We start from the raw sequence: 17,507 nt of genomic DNA on the forward strand, positions 1-17,507 counted from the left end.
TCACGGCGCCGGCGTGAACACCAGCGAGGCGTTGTGGCCGCCGAAGCCGAACGCGTTGGTGAGCGCCGCGCCGAGCGGGCCCCGGCGGACGGCGCCCGCGACCACGTCCAGCTTGACCGCCGGGTCCTGCCGCTCCAGGTTGCGGGTGGGCGGGACGGCGCCGTCGCGCAGTGCGAGGACGGTCGCGAGCGCGCCCAGCGCGCCGGCCGCGCCGAAGAGGTGGCCGGTCATCGACTTGGTGGCGGTGACCAGCGGGTGGGCGCCGATCGCCGCGGTGACCGACTCCGCCTCGACCAGGTCGCCGAGCTGGGTGGAGGTGGCGTGGGCGTGGACAAGCCCGATGTCCAGCGGCGACAGCCCGGCCTCGGCGACCGCCCGGCGCATCGCGCGGACCTGGCCCTCGGCGGCGGCCGCGGTGATGTGGTGGGCGTCGGAGGTGACCGCCGCGCCCGCCAGGGCGGCGTGGGCGCGGGCCCGGCGGGCGGCGGCGAAGCCGGCCCGTTCCAGGACGACGACGGCCGCGCCCTCGCCGATCACGAAGCCGTCCCGGTCGACGTCGAAGGGACGGGAGGCGCGGCCGGGCTCGTCGTTGCGCAGCGAGTGGGCCCTGGCCTGGGCGAAGCCGGCCAACGGCAGCGGACAGACGCACGCCTCGGCGCCGCCCGCCACCACCACGTCGGCCCGGCCGAGGCGGATCAGGTCCAGGCCGAGCGCGATGGCCTCGGCGCCGGACGCGCAGGCGCTCACCGGGGTGTGCGCGCCGGCCCGCGCGCCGAGTTCGATGGAGACCCAGGCGGCCGGCCCGTTGGCCATCAGCATCGGCACGGTGTGCGGGGAGACCTTCCGGACGCCGGAGGCCTCCAGGACGTCGTCCTGGCCGAGCATGGTGAGCGCTCCGCCGGTGCCGGTGCCGATCACCACCGCCAGCCGTTCGCCGTCGACCGCGGGGGCGCCGGCGTCGGCCCAGGCCTCGCGGGCGGCGATCAGCGCGACCTGCTCGCAGCGGTCGAGCCGCCGGGCCTGGACGCGGTCGAGCACCTCGGACGGCTCGACCGCGAGCTGCCCGGCGATCCGGATCGGGAGCCCGGCGGCCCAGTCGGCCTCGATCGGCCGGATGCCGCCCTCGCCGGCCAGCATCGCGGACCAGGTGGAAGGGACGTCGCCGCCGAGCGGGGTGGTGGCCCCGAGGCCGGTGACCAGCACCGGTTCCAGGGCGTGGGCCGGGGTCCGGCTGTTGTCAGTACCCATCGAAATACCTCCATGGCGTTCTGTGGAGATTGTTGAGCAGATACAACTCACCCCACCCGATGGGCGCGGGGAGCTGCCGCCTCATCACCCACCCTGCCATGACGTTGATGGCCGTTCAGGTGTGCCAGCGAGCCGATTCGACGAGCTGAGCCCTGTAGGACTTCTACAAAGGCGGTGGAACGCCAGGAGCCCCCGGCCGAGGAGGTCGGCCGGGGGCTCCGGTGGCTGCCGCGCGGGGGTTACGGCAGGTTGCGGGCCATCACGATGCGCTGGATCTGGTTGGTGCCCTCGTAGATCTGCGTGATCTTCGCGTCCCGCATCATCCGCTCCAGCGGATAGTCCCGGGTGTACCCGTACCCACCCAGCAACTGCACCGCGTCCGTCGTGATCTCCATCGCCGCGTCCGACGCGAAACACTTCGCCGCCGCACCGAAGAACGTCAGATCACCATCACCCCGCTGCGACCGCGCCGCCGCCGCATACGTCAGCTGACGCGCCGCCTCCAGCTTCATCGCCATGTCCGCCAACATGAACTGCACACCCTGGAAGTCACCGATCGGCTTCCCGAACTGCCGCCGCTCGCGCACATACCCCTTCGCATAGTCCAACGCCCCCTGCGCGATCCCCAACGCCTGCGCCGCGATCGTCACCCGCGTGTGGTCCAGCGTCCGCATCGCCGTCGCGAAACCCGTACCCTCCGCACCGATCATCCGATCCGCCGGAATCCGCACACCGTCGAAGTACACCTCACGCGTCGGCGACCCCTTGATCCCCAGCTTCCGCTCCGGCGCACCGAACGACACACCCTCGTCGCCCTTCTCCACCACGAACGCCGAGATCCCCTTCGAGCGCTTCTCCGGATCCGTCACCGCCATCACCGTGTAGAACTCCGACACACCGGCGTTGGTGATCCACCGCTTCACCCCGTCCAGCACCCAGAAATCCCCGTCACGCACCGCCCGCGTACGCATCCCCGCCGCGTCCGAACCCGCCTCCGGCTCCGACAGGCAGTACGAGAACATCCCCTCACCACGCGCCAGCGCCCCCAGATACCGCTCCTTCAACTCCCGCGAACCCGACAGCTGCACCGGCAACGAACCCAGCTTGTTCACCGCCGGGATCAACGACGACGAGGCGCACACCCGCGCCACCTCCTCGATCACGATCACCGTCGCCAGCGCGTCCGCCCCCGCACCCCCGAACTCCTCCGGCACGTGCACCGCGTGCAGGTCATTGCCCCGCAACGCCTCCAACGCCTCCTGCGGGAACCGCCCCTGCTCGTCCACCTCCGCCGCGAACGGAGCGATCTTCGCCTCGGCCAGCGAACGCACCGCCTCACGGAGCATCTCGTGCTCCTCGGAGATCCGGAAGAGATCGAAGTCCGCCGCCCCTGCGCTGCCCGCCATGATGCCCGCCTCTTCGGAGAGTGAGTCGATTCCGGTTAACTACCGTTCAGTAGAATCCTAGGGCTCCGACCTGCGGCTGCCTAGGTCAGTCGACGTCCGGGCCGAGGGTGTCGCCGGTGCGGTGCTCCTGGAAGTACTGGTCGGTGCGGTCGTTGCGGATCGCCTCCCAGAGCCGCTCCGCCGGGTGCTCGGCCAGCAGCACCACGCTCTGCTCGCCCCGGGTCGCGAAGCCGCCGAACGGCGCGTTCAGGAAGCGCACGCCGTCCGCGCGCAACGAGCGCAGGCTCCAGGCGAGCTGGAACAGGTCGGTGTTGGAGAGCCGGTCGTCGACGCTGACCACCTCGCCGACCGTGCCCAGCAGACCGCCGAGCCGCGCCGGAGCGGCGAGCGTGCCGGAGTCCATCACCTTGAGCATCAGCGCCCGCAGGAAGTTCTGCTGGCGTTTGGTGCGGTCGAGGTCGCCGCCGGGCAGGCCGTAGCGCTCGCGGACGTAGAGCAGCGCGGTGGCGCCGTCCATGTGGTGGGTGCCGGCCTCCCAGGCGCGGGCCTCGCCGACGCCCTCGATGGTGCGCGGGACGGTGATGTCGACGCCGCCGACCGCGTCGGTGAGGGCGCGGAAGCCGTTCCAGTCGATCACCGCGAGGTGGTCGACGCGGATGCCGGTGAGGTTCTGCACCGTCTCGGTCATCAGCGCCGGGCCGCCCCAGGAGTAGGCGGCGTTCAGCTTGGCCTCGCCGTGGCCGGGCACCGGAACCCAGGTGTCGCGGGGCAGCGAGACCAGGGTTGCGGAGCCCCGGTCCTCGGAGAGGTGCAGCAGCATCATGGTGTCGCTGCGGGCCGCGCCGGCCTGCCAGGCCGGGGCCTTGGCGGCGCTGCCGGTGGTGGGGGTGTCGGAGCGGGCGTCCAGGCCGACCAGCAGGAAGTTGAGGCCGCTGCCCGGGACGGGCTTCGGCTGGGCGGACTCCGGCACGGCCGGGAAGGCGTCCGGGATGCGGCGGACGGAGGAGGCGTAGTGCTCGGCCGTCCACCAGAGGGCGCCGCAGGCGCCGAGGACGAGCGCGAGCAGGGTGGAGACGGTCCAGAGCAGCACCCGCCGGGTACGGCGGCGCCGGGACTCCCCGGATCCGCCGTCGGCTCGGCCGTCGGATTCGCCGTCGGGCCCCTCGCCCGGCTCCCCCGGCTTCCCCGGATCTCCCGGATCTCCCGGATCTCCCGGCCGCTGCGCCGGCTGCTCCCTCGGTTCGAAGAGGCTCAGCCCGGACGGGGCCGGCCGCCGCACGGGCTCGCCCGACCGTTCGTCCCCCGGCTCCATGCGCGTATTGTGCCGTCGGCCCCGGCCCCCGCGCGGGGCTTTGCGGACATCGGCCGAAACCGGGGCCCGCGGGACGGTCCGGGTCCTCCTGTAGGGCCGGATAGCATCGGTGGGCGCGGCCACCACCCGGAGCCGCGCCGCCCGACGCCCGCCCGAAGGGGAAACCGTGACCCTCCGCATCTCCGTGATCGGCACCGGCTATCTCGGCGCCACCCACGCCGCCGCCATGGCGGAGTTCGGCTTCGAGGTGCTGGGGCTGGACATCGACCCGGAGAAGATCGCCACCCTGACCGCCGGCAAGGTCCCGATGTACGAGCCGGGCCTGTCCGAACTGCTGCTCAAGCACGTGGCCGGGCACGAGGGTTCGACCGGACGGCTGCGGTTCACCACCTCCGCCGAGGAGGCCGCGGAGTTCGGCGACGTGCACTTCGTCTGCGTCAACACCCCGCAGCGCAAGGGCGAGTTCGCCGCCGACATGTCGTACGTGGACGCCGCGATCGACGCGCTCGCCCCGCACCTGACCCGCCCGGTGCTGGTGGTCGGCAAGTCCACCGTGCCGGTCGGCTCGGCGGGCCGGCTGGCGGAGCGGCTGGCCGCGCTGGCCCCGGTCGGCGAGGGCGCCGAACTGGCCTGGAACCCGGAGTTCCTGCGCGAGGGCTTCGCCGTCCAGGACACCCTGCGCCCGGACCGGATCGTGGTCGGCGCCCGCAGCGAGCGCGCCGAGCGGCTGCTGCGCGAGGTGTACGCCGAGCCGATCGCCTCCGGGGTGCCCTTCCTGGTCACCGACTACGCGACCGCCGAACTCGTGAAGACCGCCGCCAACTCCTTCCTGGCCACCAAGATCTCCTTCATCAACGCGATGGCGGAGGTCTGCGAGGCGGCCGGCGCCGACGTCACCCAGCTGAGCGCGGCGCTCGCCCTGGACGAGCGGATCGGCGGCAAGTTCCTCAACTCCGGCCTGGGCTTCGGCGGCGGCTGCCTGCCCAAGGACATCCGGGCGTTCATGGCGCGGGCCGGCGAGCTGGGCGCCGACCAGGCGCTGACCTTCCTGCGCGAGGTCGACTCGATCAACATGCGCCGCCGTTCCCGGATGGTCGAGCTGGCCCGCGAGCAGTGCGACGGCGGCTTCCTGGGCCGCCGGGTCGCCGTCCTCGGCGCCGCGTTCAAGCCCAACTCGGACGACATCCGGGACTCTCCCGCGCTCAACGTCGCCGCCCAGATCCAGCTCCAGGGCGCGCAGGTCACCGTCTACGACCCCAAGGCGATGGACAACGCCCGCAAGATGTTCCCGGGCCTGGCCTACGCGCCCTCGGCGCTGGAGGCCGCCGAGGGCGCGCACGTCGTCCTGCACCTCACCGAGTGGCAGGAGTTCCGCGGCCTCGACCCCGCCGAGCTGGGCGCGGTGGTCGCCGAGCGCCGCCTCCTCGACGGACGCAACGTGCTCGACGCCGACGCCTGGCGCGCCGCCGGCTGGACCTACCGCGCCCTCGGCCGCCCCAGCTGACGGCGGTGCCCGCCGCGGTCCCGGCAGGAGTCGCGGCGGGAATCCCCGACCGGGGCCGGTCGTTGCCCCGGTCATGACGAACTACGGCGACGAAGCGACGGTCCGCTCCATCCTCACCGCCAAGGGCGACACCTGGGCGGTGGTCGGCCTGTCCACCAACACCGCCCGCGCCGCGTACCGGGTGGCCCAGGTGCTGCAGGGCTACGGCAAGCGGATCGTGCCCGTCCACCCGAAGGCCGAGACGGTCCTCGGCGAGCAGGGCTACCGCTCGCTCGCCGAGATCCCCTTCCCGGTCGACGTGGTGGACGTCTTCGTGAACAGCGAACTCGCGGGCGCGGTCGCCGACCAGGCGGTGGCCGTCGGTGCCGGGGCGGTCTGGTTCCAGCTCGGCGTGGTCGACGAGGCCGCGTACGAGCGGACCACCGCTGCCGGGGTGGAGATGGTCATGGACAGGTGCCCGGCCATCGAGATCCCGGCGCTGGGCTGAGCCGGCCGCCCCCGGGTCAGTCGTCGAGGCCGTGGAGGCCGGCGAGGGTGGCGAGGGAGCGGGGGCGGCCCTCGGTGCGCAGGCGGCCGGCGGTGGATTCGGCGTCGCGCAGGACGCGGACGGCGTTGTGCCAGGTGAGCTTGGAGAGGTCGGTGTCGGACCAGCCGCGGCGGAGCAGTTCGGCGATCAGGTTGGGGTAGCCGGCGACGTCGTCGAGGCCGTCCGGGAGGAAGGCCGTGCCGTCGTAGTCGCCGCCGATGCCGATGTGGTCGACGCCGGCGACCTCGCGCATGTGGTCGAGGTGGTCGGCGACGGTGGCGGCGGTGGCGACCGGGCGCGGGTCGGCCTGCTCGAAGGCGCGCTGGCAGGCCATCGCCGCGGGGGTGGTGTCCAGGGGGTCGAAGCCGTGGGCGCGCATGTTCTCGTCCGCGGCGGTGGTCCACTCGATGGCGGCGGGCAGGATGAACTTGGGCACGAAGGTGGCCATCGCCACGCCGCCGTTGCCGGGGAGCTGCGCGAGCACGTCGTCGGGGACGTTGCGCGGATGGGCGCAGACGGCGCGCGAGGAGGAGTGCGAGAAGATCACGGGCGCCTCACTGACCCGCAGCGCGTCGCGCATGGTGTCGGCGGAGACGTGCGAGAGGTCGACGAGCATGCCGAGCCGGTTCATCTCCCGGACGACCTCCTCGCCGAAGGCGGTGAGGCCGCCGGCGACGGGCTTGTCGGTGGCGGAGTCGGCCCACGGGGTGTTGTCGTTGTGGGTGAGCGTCATGTACCGGACGCCGAGCGCGTACAGGGCGCGCAGGGTGGCGAGCGAGCAGTCGATGGAGTGGCCGCCCTCGGCGCCGATGAGGGAGGCGATGCGGCCCTCGGCGCGGGCGGCCTCCAGGTCGTCGGCGGTGAGCGCGAGCCGCAGCCGGTCGGGGAAGCGGTCGACCAGGGCGTGCACGAAGTCGATCTGTTCGAGGGTGGCGCTGACCGCGTGGTCCCCGGCGAGCCGGCTGGGCACGTAGACGGACCAGAACTGCGCGCCGACCCCGCCCGCGGTGAGGCGGGCGAGGTCGGTGTGCAGACGGGCGCTCTGGTCGGCGGCCAGGTCGAGCGCGTCGAGGTCGTAGCCGGCCTGCTCGCGCATCGCCCAGGGGAGGTCGTTGTGGCCGTCCACCACGGGGGTGGCGCGCAGGACGGCCCGGGCGCGCTCCAGCAGGGCGGCGGCGTCGGCGGGGGTGGGATCCAGCGGCTCTGAGGTCATACGAGCTGTTGTATCCGACAAAACTGCTTTTGTGACTACTTCCCGAAGCCGAAGGACGCCGAACCCGCCACCTTGGTGCGCAGCTTCTTGCCCTTCTCGGTGGCCTGGGCGTTCAGCTCGGCCTGGAAGTCGGTCATCCGCTCGGTCAGCTCCGGGTCGAAGGCGGCCAGCATCCGCACCGCCAGCAGGCCCGCGTTGCGCGCGCCCGCCACCGAGACGGTGGCCACCGGCACACCGGCCGGCATCTGCACGATCGACAGCAGGCTGTCCATGCCGTCCAGGTAGCGCAGCGGGACCGGCACGCCGATCACCGGCAGCGGGGTGACCGAGGCGAGCATGCCCGGCAGGTGGGCGGCGCCGCCGGCACCGGCGATGATCGCCTTCAGCCCGCGCTTGTGGGCGTTCTCGCCGTAGGCCACCATCTCGCGCGGCATCCGGTGCGCGGAGACGACGTCGACCTCGTAGGGGATCTCGAACTCGTCGAGGGCCTGGGCGGCGGCCTCCATCACGGGCCAGTCGGAGTCCGAGCCCATGACGATGCCGACAACCGGAGTGCTGGAAGAGGTCATTCGGTGATCGTTCCTCGCAGGTAGGCGGCCGCGTGGCGGGCGCGCTCGCGGACGTCGTCGAGGTCGTCCCCGAAGACGTTGACGTGGCCGACCTTGCGGCCGGGCTTCACGTCCTTGCCGTACATGTGGATCCGCAGGCCGGGGTCGCGGGCCATGCAGTGCAGGAAGGCGTGGTACATGTCCGGGTAGTCGCCGCCCAGGACGTTGACCATGACGGTCCACTTGGCGCGCGGCCGGGGGTCGCCGAGCGGCAGGTCGAGGACGGCCCGCAGGTGGTTCTCGAACTGCGAGGTGACGGCGCCGTCCTGGCTCCAGTGCCCGGAGTTGTGCGGCCGCATGGCCAGCTCGTTGACCAGGATCCGGCCGTCGCGGGTCTGGAACAGCTCGACGGCGAGGTGGCCGGTGATGTCCAGCTCGCCGGCGATCCGCAGGGCGAGCTGCTGGGCCTCGTCGGACAGCGCCGGGTCGAGGTCCGGCGCGGGGGCGGTGACCTCGGCGCAGACGCCGTTCTCCTGGACGCTCTCCACCACCGGGTAGGCGACGGCCTGGCCGCTGGGCGAGCGGACCACGTTGGCGGCCAGCTCGCGGACGAAGTCGACCTTCTCCTCGGCGAGCACCGGGACGCCGGCCAGGAACGGGGCCGCGGCCTCCTCCTCGTCGCCGACCACCCAGACGCCCTTGCCGTCGTAGCCGCCGCGGACGGTCTTGAGGACCACCGGGTAGCCCGTGCCCTCGTTCGCGAAGGCGGTCACGTCGGCCGGATCGGCGACGATCCGGTGCCGGGGGCAGGGGACGCCGATGGAGTCCAGCTTGGCCCGCATCACGCCCTTGTCCTGGGCGTTGACCAGCGCGTCCGGGCCGGGCCGGACGGCGACGCCGTCGGCCTGCAGGGCCCGCAGGTGCTCGGTCGGCACGTGCTCGTGGTCGAAGGTGATGACGTCGCAGCCCTCGGCGAAGCGCCGGAGGGTGTCGAGGTCTCGGTAGTCGCCGAGGACGACGTCGGAGACGACCTGCGCCGCCGAGTCCTGGGGAGTGTCGGCGAGGAGCTTGAACCGGATCCCGAGCGGGATGCCCGCCTGGTGTGCCATGCGGGCAAGCTGCCCGCCGCCGATCATGCCCACCACTGGAAAATTCGCGTTGCCCGGGGAAGTCACCCCGCCAGGATATCCGGGCCGGTCGGAGGCCGTGGAACCGCTCCCCGCGCAACGGCGTCCCGGTGGGTGGACCCGGGTGGACGCGTCAGGGGTGCTGAGCCGATCGGTGTAACCGGGTAGCCTGGTCGGCTAGGTCCTGGTACGCGCGATCCGATCATGTGTGTGCACGCAGGGCTCAAGGGGTTGACGGCACTCAGGCCTCGGCACCCTTTCGTCCGCAGGCACGCAGGCACACGGAGGCAGCCCGGTATGGCGACGACCACGGGGTCGAACCCCTCGCTGGCGCAGAAGCTGCGCGGCCTGTCGGGCGAGGCGGTGAAGTTCGGTCTGGTCGGCCTCAGTGGCGTGGTGGTGAACTTCGCCGTCTTCTGGGTCTGCCTCAACGGTCTCCACCTGGCCTCACTGCGCTCCAACATCGCCGCCACGCTGGTCGCGATCGCTACCAACTACCTGGGCTACCGCTACTGGCTGTACCGGGACCGCGATGCCGCCTCGCGCAAGCGGGAGATCACGCTGTTCCTGGTGTTCAGCGGCGCCGGCATGCTGATCGAGACCGGGGTGCTCGGCTTCTCGGTCTACGTGCTGGGGCTCTCCTCGCACTTCGAGCAGCTGGCCGCGAAGGTGCTCGGCCTGGCGCTCGGCACGGTGTTCCGCTTCATCTCCTACCGGACCTGGGTGTTCAAAGCCGTCCCGGAGCCGACCGAGGAGCAGCTCGCCGCGGCCCGCGCGCAGGCCGCGTCGGACGCCCCGCAGGCCCCGGGCGCGCCGGCCGCCACCGTGGTCGCCCAGGCCGAGCTGATGCTGGCCGCCGAGCAGATCCGCTACGCCAAGGCCGAGTAGGCCGCCTCCCGACGCCCCGGTTGGCGCCCCGGCCGCCGCCGGAGGACAGTGGTGACGGAGGGCGAGCACGGCCGGCGAACGATCGAGGCCGCGGGGGACACAGGAGGCTCGCCATGACCTTCGTCCAGCTCATCGACTGCCGCACCGACCACCTCGACGAACTCAACGGCCTGCTGGACCGCTGGGTCGAGCAGACCGAGGGCCGGCGGACCGTCGACCACGCCCTGGTCGGCACCGACCGCTCCGACCCGCGGCACGTGGTGGAGATCGTCGAGTTCCCCTCGTACGAGGCCGCGATGCGCAACTCGGGCCTGCCGGAGACCGACCGGATCTACCGCGAGATGGTCGCGCTCTGCGACGCGCCGCCCACCTTCACCGACCTGGACGTGGTCCGGGACGCCAAGCTCTGACCCTCCCCCGGGCCGCGTCCGGCGGGGATCACCCCTCGCGCTGGCTGCGGCCCAGGAAGAGCGCGAACACCGCCGGCCGCAACGAGAGCAGCTCCAGCCGCCCGCCGTCCGCCTCCGCGAGGTCGCGGGCGACGGCGAGGCCGATGCCGGTCGAGTTGCGGCCGCTGACGGCGCGCTCGAAGACCCGGTTGCCCAGCTCGGCCGGCACCCCGGGGCCCTCGTCCTGCACCTCGACGACCACCGACGTCCCGGACGGCCGCACCCGCAGGGTGATCGTGCCGGCGCCGTGCATCAGCGAGTTCTCGATCAGGGTGGCCAGCACCTGGGCGACCGTGCCGGGGGTGCCGACCGCGATGACCCCGTGCAGGCCCTCGACCTGGAGCACCCGGCCGGTGCCGCGCAGCGACGGCCCCCACTCCTCGATCTGCTGCTTGACCACGTCGTCGAGGTCGAAGGCGACGGCGGTGGGGCTGCGCGGGTCGCGCTGGGTGGTGAGCAGCCGCTGGACGACGTCGGTGAGCCGCTCGACCTGCTGGAGGGCGATGGTGGCCTCCTCCTTGACGGTCTCCGGATCCTCGGCGACCGCGGTGATCTCCTCCAGCCGCATGGAGAGCGCCGTCAGCGGGGTGCGCAGCTGGTGCGAGGCGTCGGCGGCGAGCCGGCGTTCGGCGGTGAGCATCCGGGCGATCCGCTCGGCGCTGGTGTCGAGCACCTCGGCGACCCGGTCGAGCTCGGGCACCCCGTAACGGCGGTCGCGCGGGCGCGGGTCGCCGGAGCCGAGCCGCTCGGCGGTCTCGGCGAGGTCGGTGAGCGGTCGGGCCAGCCGCTTGGCCTGCCAGACGGCGAGGGCGACGGCGGCCTGCACGGCGAGCAGCGCGACCACGCCGAGCAGCAGCAGCATGTTGGCGATCTCGTGGTCGACCGCCTCGCGGGACTGCTCGACGGTCACGGTCTCGTGGCTGGCGCCGCGCTCGACGGCCTTGAGCAGGTGGCCGCTGTCGGGCCGCTCGCCGCTGGAGACGACCCCCTGGCCGGGGATGTCGACCTCGACGTACTGGCCCTCGGAGACCTGGTTGGCGAACTTGTCCCCGGTGACCGGCTCCTGGGCGGCGAGCCGGTTCTCCACCAGGGCGAGCACCCGGACGGCGGCGGCGTCCACCCGGTCCTGGGCGCCGTTGACGATGGTGCGCTTCTCGACCAGGGCGAGCGGGACGCAGAACACCACGACCACCACGAGGACGACGCACAGCAGCGAGTTGATCATCCGGCGTTTCACGCTGCGGCTCCCCGTGGTGATGGACGCCCCCGGCCGGGATGCCCGCTGGGCCCTAATTCTTCTCGAAGCGGAACCCCACTCCGCGCACGGTGGCGATGTAGCGGGGGTTGGCCGCATCGTCGCCGAGCTTCTTGCGCAGCCAGGAGATGTGCATGTCCAGGGTCTTGGTGGAGGTCCACCAGGTGGTGTCCCAGACCTGCCGCATGATCTCCTCGCGGGTGACCACCCGGCCGGCGTCCCGGACGAGCACCCGCAGCAGCTCGAACTCCTTGGCGGAGAGGGTGAGCTCCTCCTCGCCGAGCCAGGCGCGGTGCGACTCGATGTCGATCTTGACGCCGTGCGCGCCGGTGGTGAGCTGGTCGACGTTGCCGCGCCGCAGCAGGGCCCGGACGCGGGCGAGCAGCTCGGCGAGGCGGAAGGGCTTGGTGACGTAGTCGTCGGCGCCGGCGTCCAGGCCGACCACCGTGTCGACCTCGTCGGCGCGGGCCGTGAGGACCAGGACGGGGCAGCTGCGGCCGTCAGCGCGCAGCCGGCGGCAGACCTCCAGCCCGTCCATCTCGGGCAGGCCGAGGTCCAGGACGACGAGGTCGACCTCCTCGCCGAGCCCCGCGGCCAGTGCGGACGGACCGTCCTCGCGGACGAGCACCTCGTAGCCCTCGCGGCGCAGTGCCCGGGCGAGCGGTTCGGAGATCGCCGGGTCGTCCTCGGCGAGCAGCACACAGGTCATGTGGTGATGGTAGTCGGCCGGGGAATACCCGTAGGCCCCGTGAGGTAGTTCACACTGCGTGATCGTTATACGGAGTGCGAACGTGCCTCAACCGACACGCCCGGACCGCCCGTTCGGTGAAGATCCTTCGCTTTGATCTTGAAACCGAAGGGATTTTGCCTGTCCTACCATGGATCAATGAGGTGAATCTGTCGCTGTCTTTACCATCGACATACCTAATTGGCCTCTTTTGTCAGCTGATAACGCCAAATGTCGCCACGTAGAGTGGTTCTGTCCCGTCCGCCGCCACCCTTGGCGGACGCTGTCAGGCAAGGAACCACTACTCATGGCGTCTACGACCATGGAGTCCGGCGTTCAGTCGGCCTCTCCCGGCGGCAAGACCTTCCTCGGGCACCCCCGGGGCCTCGCCACGCTCTTCATGAGCGAGATGTGGGAGCGCTTCAGCTACTACGGCATGCGTGCCCTGCTGGTGCTCTACATGACCGCCTCCGTCACCGACGGCGGTCTCGGCATGAAGCTCGCCACCGCTTCCGCGGTGTACAGCGTGTACACCGCGATGGTCTACCTGCTGGCCCTCCCGGGCGGCTGGATCGCCGACCGCTTCCTCGGTGCCCGGAAGACCGTCGCCCTCGGCGGCTCGATCATCATGATCGGGCACTTCCTGTTGGCCCTGCCGGTCAGCGTCTCGTTCTTCGGCGGCCTCGTGTTCATCGCGATCGGCTCCGGCCTGCTCAAGGCGAACATCTCCACGATGGTCGGCCACCTCTACGACGGGCCCAACGACCCGCGCCGGGACGGCGGCTTCACGATCTTCTACATGGGCATCAACCTCGGTGCCTTCGCCGCCCCGCTGGTCATCGGCACCATCGGCCAGAACGTGAACTGGCACCTCGGCTTCGCCCTCGCCGGCGTCGGCATGGCCCTGGGCCTCACCCAGTTCCTGTTCGGCACCCGCCACCTGAGCCCCAAGAGCAATGTGGTCACCTCGCCGATCTCGCCCGCCGAGAAGAGCGCCATCTTCAAGAAGGCCGGTGCCTGGCTCGCCGCCGCCGTCGTCTTCTACGCGATCGTCGCGCTGACCGGCCACTTCACCATCAACTGGGCGATCTGGCCGCTGTCCATCGCGGGCCTGGCGATCCCGGTCTTCGTCTTCGCCAAGGTGAAGCGCGACAAGGAGCTCGACGAGACCGAGCAGTCCCGGATGAGCGGCTACATCTGGTTCTTCGTCGCCGCCGCCGTGTTCTGGATGATCTACGACCAGTCCGGCTCGACGCTGAACATCTTCGCGCAGGACCACACCTCGTCCACGCTGTTCGGCTTCGACTTCCCGTCCAGCTGGTTCCAGTCGCTCAACCCGCTGTACATCATGGCCCTGGCCCCGGTCTTCGCCTGGATCTGGGTGGCGCTCTCGCGCCGCTCCAAGAACCCCAGCACCACGGCGAAGTTCTCCTTCGGCCTGCTGATGATCGGCGTCTCGTTCATGGTCATGATGCTGGCCATGGCCGCCGCCTCCGGCGGTGCCAAGGTCACGCCGCTCTGGCTGGCCATGGTCTACCTCATCCAGACCGTCGGCGAGCTGACCCTCTCCCCCGTCGGCCTGTCCGTCACCACCAAGCTGGCCCCGACCAAGTACGCCAGCCAGATGATGGGCGTCTGGTTCCTCGCCGTCACCGCCGGCGACTGCGTCGCGGCCATCTTCCAGCTGGTCCTCGGCGACAGCGTGGTCGGCTCGACCTGGTACTTCGCGGTCCAGGGCGGCATGGCGATCGTCGCCGGCCTGGGCCTCTACGCGTACCGCCGCAAGGTCGTGCAGCTGATGGGCGACGTGCACTGACGCCTGCCTCACCCGGCCCCGGGGCCGTCGCGGATTCCTGAGATCCGCGACGGCCCCGGTCGTCTTCCATCCCCTCGACGACGGCCCGCGGATCTGCCTACGGTGCCCCATGCCGACCGACTCCGTGCCAGCCGACTCCCTGCCGACCGATTCGCTCCCCCGCCAGCTCGCCCGCACCCGGCGCCTCACCCTCGGCGCCCCCGCCCAGCCGGCCATCGGCGCCGACGGGCGCACCGTGCTCTTCCTGCGCAGCCGGGGCGGCGACGACCCCGTCAGCTGCCTCTGGGCCCTGGACACCGACACCGGCGAGGAACGCCTGCTCGCCGACCCCGCCGCCCTCGGCGCCGACCACGCCGACGCCGAGCTGCCCGAGGCCGAACGGATCCGCCGCGAACGCGCCCGCGTCCACGCCCGCGGCATCACCGCGTACACCACCGACGCCGCCGGCCGGCTCGCCGCCTTCGCCCTCGGCGGCGTCCTGTGGCTCGCCGACACCGCCACCGGAGACGTCCGCCGCGTCCCCACCGCCACCGAGGTGTACGACCCGCGCCCCGACCCCGCCGGCCGGCAGATCGCCTACGTCGGCGGCGGCGCCCTGCGGGTCGTCGACGCCGACGGCGGCACGGACCGCGCGCTCGCCGAACCCGAGGACGTCGAGGTCCGCTACGGCGTGCCCGAGCACGTCGCCGCCGAGTCCATGCACCGCCACCGGGCCCACTGGTGGTCCCCCGACGGCACCCGGATGCTGGTCGCCCGGGTCGACGAGCGGCCGCTGCGCCGCCTCCACCTCGCCGACCCGGCCGAGCCCTCCCGGGCGCCGCGCGTCATCCGCTACCCCCTGGCCGGCACCGACAACGCCGAGGTCACCCTCTGGCTGCTCGGCCTCGACGGCGGGCGCACCGAGGTCCGCTGGGACCGGGCCGGGTACGAGTACCTCACCGCCGCCGGCTGGGACGCCCACGGCCCGTACGCCGCCGTGCAGAGCCGCGACCAGCGCACCCTGCTCACCCTCGCGGTCGACCCCGCCGACGGCGCCACCCGGGTCCTCGCCGAGCGGCGCGACGAGCACTGGGTCGAACTGCTCCCCGGACTGCCCGTCCGCACCGCCGCCGGCGCGCTGGTCGACTGCGCCGACCACGGCGACACCCGGCACCTCACCGTCGACGGCGAGCCCGTCACCCCGCCCGGCCTCCAGATACGCTCCGTGGTCGGCACCGACGGCGGACAGGTCCTCTTCACCGCCTCCGACGAGCCGACCGAGACCCATTTGTGGTCGTGGGACCAGGCCTCGGGCGCTGTCCGACTGAGCCACGAGCCCGGCGTGCACACCGGCGCGCGCCGCGACGGCACGCTCGTCCACCTCGCACGCACACCCGGCGCGCCCACCGGCCGCACCACCGTCCACCGCGACGGCCGCCCCACCCGGACCCTGGCCTCGCACACCGAGACGCCCGTCCTCACCACCCGCCCCGAGCCGCTCCGCCTCGGCCCCCGCGAGCTGCGCGCCACGCTCTTCCTGCCCGCCGGCCACCGCCCCGGGGACGGCCCGCTGCCCGTCCTGCTCGACCCCTACGGCGGGCCCGCGATGCAGAAGGTCACCGCCGCCCCGCACTGGTGGGACCTCACCTCCCAGTGGTTCGCCGACCAGGGCTTCGCCGTGCTCGCCGTCGACGGCCGCGGCACCCCCGGGCGCGGTCCGCGCTGGGAGAAGACCGTCCACGCGGACATCGCCGACCCCGCCCTCGCCGACCAGGTCGAGGCCCTGCACGCGACCGCCGCCCGGCGCCCCGGACTGCTCGACCTCGACCGGGTCGCGATCCGCGGCTGGTCCTACGGCGGCTTCCTGGCCGCCCTCGCCGTGCTGCGCCGCCCCGACGTCTTCCACGCCGCCGTCGCCGGAGCCGCCCCCACCGACCACCGGCTCTACGACACCCACTGGAAGGAACGCTTCCTCGGCCACCCCGACGAGCACCCCGAGTGGTACGACGCCGCCTCGCTGCTGCCCGACGCGCCCGGGCTGCGGCGCCCGCTGCTGCTGATCCAGGGCCTCGCCGACGACAACGTGCTGCCCGCCCACACCCTGCGGCTGTCCGCCGCGCTGCTCGCCGCCGGACGCCCGCACGAGGTCCTGCCGCTCGCCGGCACCGGCCACTCGCCGAGCGACGAGGCGATGGCCGAGCACCTGCTCCACCACCAGCTCGACTTCCTGCGCAGGTCGCTGGAGCTCGGCTGACAACGGATGACGGCGGCGGGGTCCCGAGCGGGCCCCGCCGCCGTCATCCGTTGCCCGGCGTTGCTCGGCGCCCCGTTCAGACCTCGCGCACGCCCGCGCGCCAGACCGCCGCCGTCAGCGGCACACCCGGCCGGTACGCCAGGTGCACGTGCGAGGGCGCGTCCAGCAGCTGCAGGTCCGCCCGCGCACCCACCGTCACCGCGCCCACGTCCGTGCGCCGCAGCGCGTGCGCGCCGCCCGCCGTCGCCGACCAGAGGGCCTCGTCGGGCGTCATGCCCATCTCGCGCACCGCCACCGCGATGCAGAACGCCATCGAGCTGGTGAAGCTGGAGCCCGGGTTGCAGTCGGTGGACAGCGCCACCACCGCCCCCGCGTCCAGCAGCCGGCGCGCGTCCGGGTAGACCGCCCGGGTGGAGAACTCGGCGCCCGGCAGCAGGGTCGCCACCGTCGAGGAGCCGGCCAGCGCGGCCACGTCCTCGTCGGTGAGGTGGGTGCAGTGGTCGGCCGAGGCCGCGCCCAGCTCCACGGCCAGCTGCACGCCCGGACCGTACGTCAGCTGGTTGGCGTGCACCCGGGGGGTCAGCCCGCGCTCCACCCCGGCGGTGAGGATCGCCCGCGCCTGGTCGCCGTCGAAGGCGCCCTTCTCGCAGAACACGTCCACCCAGCGGGCGTACGGGGCGCAGGCGTCCAGCATCGGGCCGGTGACCAGCTCGACGTAGCCGGCCGGGTCGTCGGCGAACTCCGGGGCCACCACGTGGGCGCCCAGGTAGGTGGTCTCCGGCGTGTACGAGGAGGCGATCCGCAGCGCCCGGGACTCGTCCTCGACGGTGAGCCCGTAGCCGGACTTGCACTCGACCAGCGTGGTGCCCTGGCGCAGCGCCTCGCGCACCAGCCGGGCCAGGTTGGCGTCCAGCTCGGCGTCGGCGGCGGCCCGGGTGGCGGCCACCGTGGTGCGGATGCCGCCCGCCGAGTAGGACTGCCCGGACATCCGGGCGTTGAACTCGGCGGTGCGGTCGCCGGCGAAGACCAGGTGGGCGTGCGAGTCGACGAAGCCGGGCAGCAGGGCGCGGCCCGCCGCGTCGAACCGCTCGTCGGCGGCGGGCGCCTCGGCGGCCGGGCCGACCCAGGCGACGGCGTCGCCGTCGATCACCACCGCCGCGTCGGTGAGCAGGCCGAGCGGCCCGGTCCCGTGCGCGGGGTCGTTGGTGACCAGCGTGCCGATGCCGGTGATCAGCGTGCTCGGAATGCTCGGGGA

14 protein-coding genes and 1 pseudogene are annotated in these 17,507 nt (G+C 72.7%); 6 read left to right on the top strand and 9 right to left on the bottom strand.

Annotated features, from left to right (window positions below):
* The 3 genes from ACFVVU_RS17460 to ACFVVU_RS17470 form a co-directional block, all read right to left on the bottom strand.
* The gene (locus tag ACFVVU_RS17460; RefSeq protein ID WP_387790723.1) at positions 1–1,248 is read right to left on the bottom strand and encodes a beta-ketoacyl-[acyl-carrier-protein] synthase family protein; all 1,248 of its coding nucleotides are present in this window, start codon (positions 1,246–1,248) and stop codon (positions 1–3) included.
* Positions 1,249–1,487: 239 nt separating this feature from the next.
* On the bottom strand, positions 1,488–2,654 hold the full coding sequence (locus ACFVVU_RS17465) for an acyl-CoA dehydrogenase family protein (protein ID WP_387790725.1): 1,167 nt from the start codon (positions 2,652–2,654) through the stop codon (positions 1,488–1,490).
* An 85-nt stretch (positions 2,655–2,739) separates the two neighbouring features.
* On the bottom strand, positions 2,740–3,744 hold the full coding sequence (locus ACFVVU_RS17470) for an LCP family protein (RefSeq protein WP_387790726.1): 1,005 nt from the start codon (positions 3,742–3,744) through the stop codon (positions 2,740–2,742).
* A gap of 388 nt (positions 3,745–4,132) precedes the next feature.
* Here ACFVVU_RS17470 and ACFVVU_RS17475 point away from each other — a divergent pair, with 388 nt between their 5' ends.
* A complete protein-coding gene (locus tag ACFVVU_RS17475) occupies positions 4,133–5,470 on the top strand; it encodes a UDP-glucose dehydrogenase family protein (protein WP_380684852.1) in 1,338 nt (445 codons plus the stop codon).
* Between the two features lie 73 nt (positions 5,471–5,543).
* On the top strand, positions 5,544–5,957 hold the full coding sequence (locus ACFVVU_RS17480; RefSeq protein WP_380684851.1) for a CoA-binding protein: 414 nt from the start codon (positions 5,544–5,546) through the stop codon (positions 5,955–5,957).
* 16 nt (positions 5,958–5,973) lie between these two features.
* Here the strand turns inward: ACFVVU_RS17480 and ACFVVU_RS17485 are convergent, their stop codons facing one another.
* The 3 genes from ACFVVU_RS17485 to ACFVVU_RS17495 are packed head-to-tail and all read right to left on the bottom strand — an operon-like array spanning position 5,974 to position 8,893.
* Positions 5,974–7,209, bottom strand: coding sequence for a dipeptidase (locus ACFVVU_RS17485; RefSeq protein WP_387790728.1), 1,236 nt, complete (start codon positions 7,207–7,209; stop codon positions 5,974–5,976).
* A 35-nt stretch (positions 7,210–7,244) separates the two neighbouring features.
* The gene (gene purE, locus ACFVVU_RS17490; RefSeq protein ID WP_380684849.1) at positions 7,245–7,778 is read right to left on the bottom strand and encodes a 5-(carboxyamino)imidazole ribonucleotide mutase; all 534 of its coding nucleotides are present in this window, start codon (positions 7,776–7,778) and stop codon (positions 7,245–7,247) included.
* Positions 7,775–8,893: a 5-(carboxyamino)imidazole ribonucleotide synthase gene (locus ACFVVU_RS17495; protein WP_380684848.1), complete on the bottom strand. Its 1,119-nt coding sequence runs from the start codon at positions 8,891–8,893 to the stop codon at positions 7,775–7,777. The genes purE and ACFVVU_RS17495 overlap by 4 nt, the downstream gene beginning before the upstream one ends.
* Positions 8,894–9,181: 288 nt before the next feature.
* Here ACFVVU_RS17495 and ACFVVU_RS17500 point away from each other — a divergent pair, with 288 nt between their 5' ends.
* On the top strand, positions 9,182–9,772 hold the full coding sequence (locus tag ACFVVU_RS17500) for a GtrA family protein (protein WP_380684847.1): 591 nt from the start codon (positions 9,182–9,184) through the stop codon (positions 9,770–9,772).
* A 113-nt stretch (positions 9,773–9,885) separates the two neighbouring features.
* Positions 9,886–10,179: pseudogene (locus ACFVVU_RS17505) on the top strand (ester cyclase); the annotation flags it as partial.
* Between the two features lie 31 nt (positions 10,180–10,210).
* Here the strand turns inward: ACFVVU_RS17505 and ACFVVU_RS17510 are convergent.
* Both ACFVVU_RS17510 and ACFVVU_RS17515 read right to left on the bottom strand, forming a co-directional pair.
* Positions 10,211–11,458, bottom strand: coding sequence for an ATP-binding protein (locus ACFVVU_RS17510; RefSeq protein ID WP_380684846.1), 1,248 nt, complete (start codon positions 11,456–11,458; stop codon positions 10,211–10,213).
* A 52-nt stretch (positions 11,459–11,510) separates the two neighbouring features.
* The gene (locus ACFVVU_RS17515; protein ID WP_030300686.1) at positions 11,511–12,185 is read right to left on the bottom strand and encodes a response regulator transcription factor; all 675 of its coding nucleotides are present in this window, start codon (positions 12,183–12,185) and stop codon (positions 11,511–11,513) included.
* A gap of 325 nt (positions 12,186–12,510) precedes the next feature.
* Between ACFVVU_RS17515 and ACFVVU_RS17520 the strand changes: the two genes are divergently transcribed.
* Positions 12,511–14,019, top strand: a complete 1,509-nt coding sequence (locus tag ACFVVU_RS17520; protein ID WP_387790731.1) for a peptide MFS transporter — start codon at positions 12,511–12,513, stop codon at positions 14,017–14,019.
* 109 nt (positions 14,020–14,128) lie between these two features.
* The gene (locus ACFVVU_RS17525; RefSeq protein WP_387790732.1) at positions 14,129–16,252 is read left to right on the top strand and encodes a prolyl oligopeptidase family serine peptidase; all 2,124 of its coding nucleotides are present in this window, start codon (positions 14,129–14,131) and stop codon (positions 16,250–16,252) included.
* A 76-nt stretch (positions 16,253–16,328) separates the two neighbouring features.
* On the opposite strand, the gene hutI is transcribed toward ACFVVU_RS17525, so the two are convergent.
* A complete protein-coding gene (hutI, locus tag ACFVVU_RS17530; RefSeq protein ID WP_387790876.1) occupies positions 16,329–17,498 on the bottom strand; it encodes an imidazolonepropionase in 1,170 nt (389 codons plus the stop codon).
* Positions 17,499–17,507 lie beyond the last annotated feature (9 nt).

The organism is Kitasatospora sp. NPDC057965, from assembly GCF_042887135.1.
Classification (GTDB): Bacteria; Actinomycetota; Actinomycetes; order Streptomycetales; family Streptomycetaceae; genus Kitasatospora.

Excerpts from the sequence above, each read along its gene's own strand:
- ACFVVU_RS17520 (WP_387790731.1), top strand. The coding sequence starts at position 12,511 with ATGGCGTCTACGACCATGGAGTCCGGCGTTCAGTCGGCCTCTCCCGGC.
- ACFVVU_RS17495 (WP_380684848.1), bottom strand. The coding sequence starts at position 8,893 with ATGATCGGCGGCGGGCAGCTTGCCCGCATGGCACACCAGGCGGGCATC.
- ACFVVU_RS17460 (WP_387790723.1), bottom strand. The coding sequence starts at position 1,248 with ATGGGTACTGACAACAGCCGGACCCCGGCCCACGCCCTGGAACCGGTG.
- ACFVVU_RS17480 (WP_380684851.1), top strand. The coding sequence starts at position 5,544 with ATGACGAACTACGGCGACGAAGCGACGGTCCGCTCCATCCTCACCGCC.
- ACFVVU_RS17515 (WP_030300686.1), bottom strand. The coding sequence starts at position 12,185 with ATGACCTGTGTGCTGCTCGCCGAGGACGACCCGGCGATCTCCGAACCG.
- ACFVVU_RS17485 (WP_387790728.1), bottom strand. The coding sequence starts at position 7,209 with ATGACCTCAGAGCCGCTGGATCCCACCCCCGCCGACGCCGCCGCCCTG.
- ACFVVU_RS17500 (WP_380684847.1), top strand. The coding sequence starts at position 9,182 with ATGGCGACGACCACGGGGTCGAACCCCTCGCTGGCGCAGAAGCTGCGC.
- ACFVVU_RS17525 (WP_387790732.1), top strand. The coding sequence starts at position 14,129 with ATGCCGACCGACTCCGTGCCAGCCGACTCCCTGCCGACCGATTCGCTC.
- ACFVVU_RS17465 (WP_387790725.1), bottom strand. The coding sequence starts at position 2,654 with ATGGCGGGCAGCGCAGGGGCGGCGGACTTCGATCTCTTCCGGATCTCC.
- purE (WP_380684849.1), bottom strand. The coding sequence starts at position 7,778 with ATGACCTCTTCCAGCACTCCGGTTGTCGGCATCGTCATGGGCTCGGAC.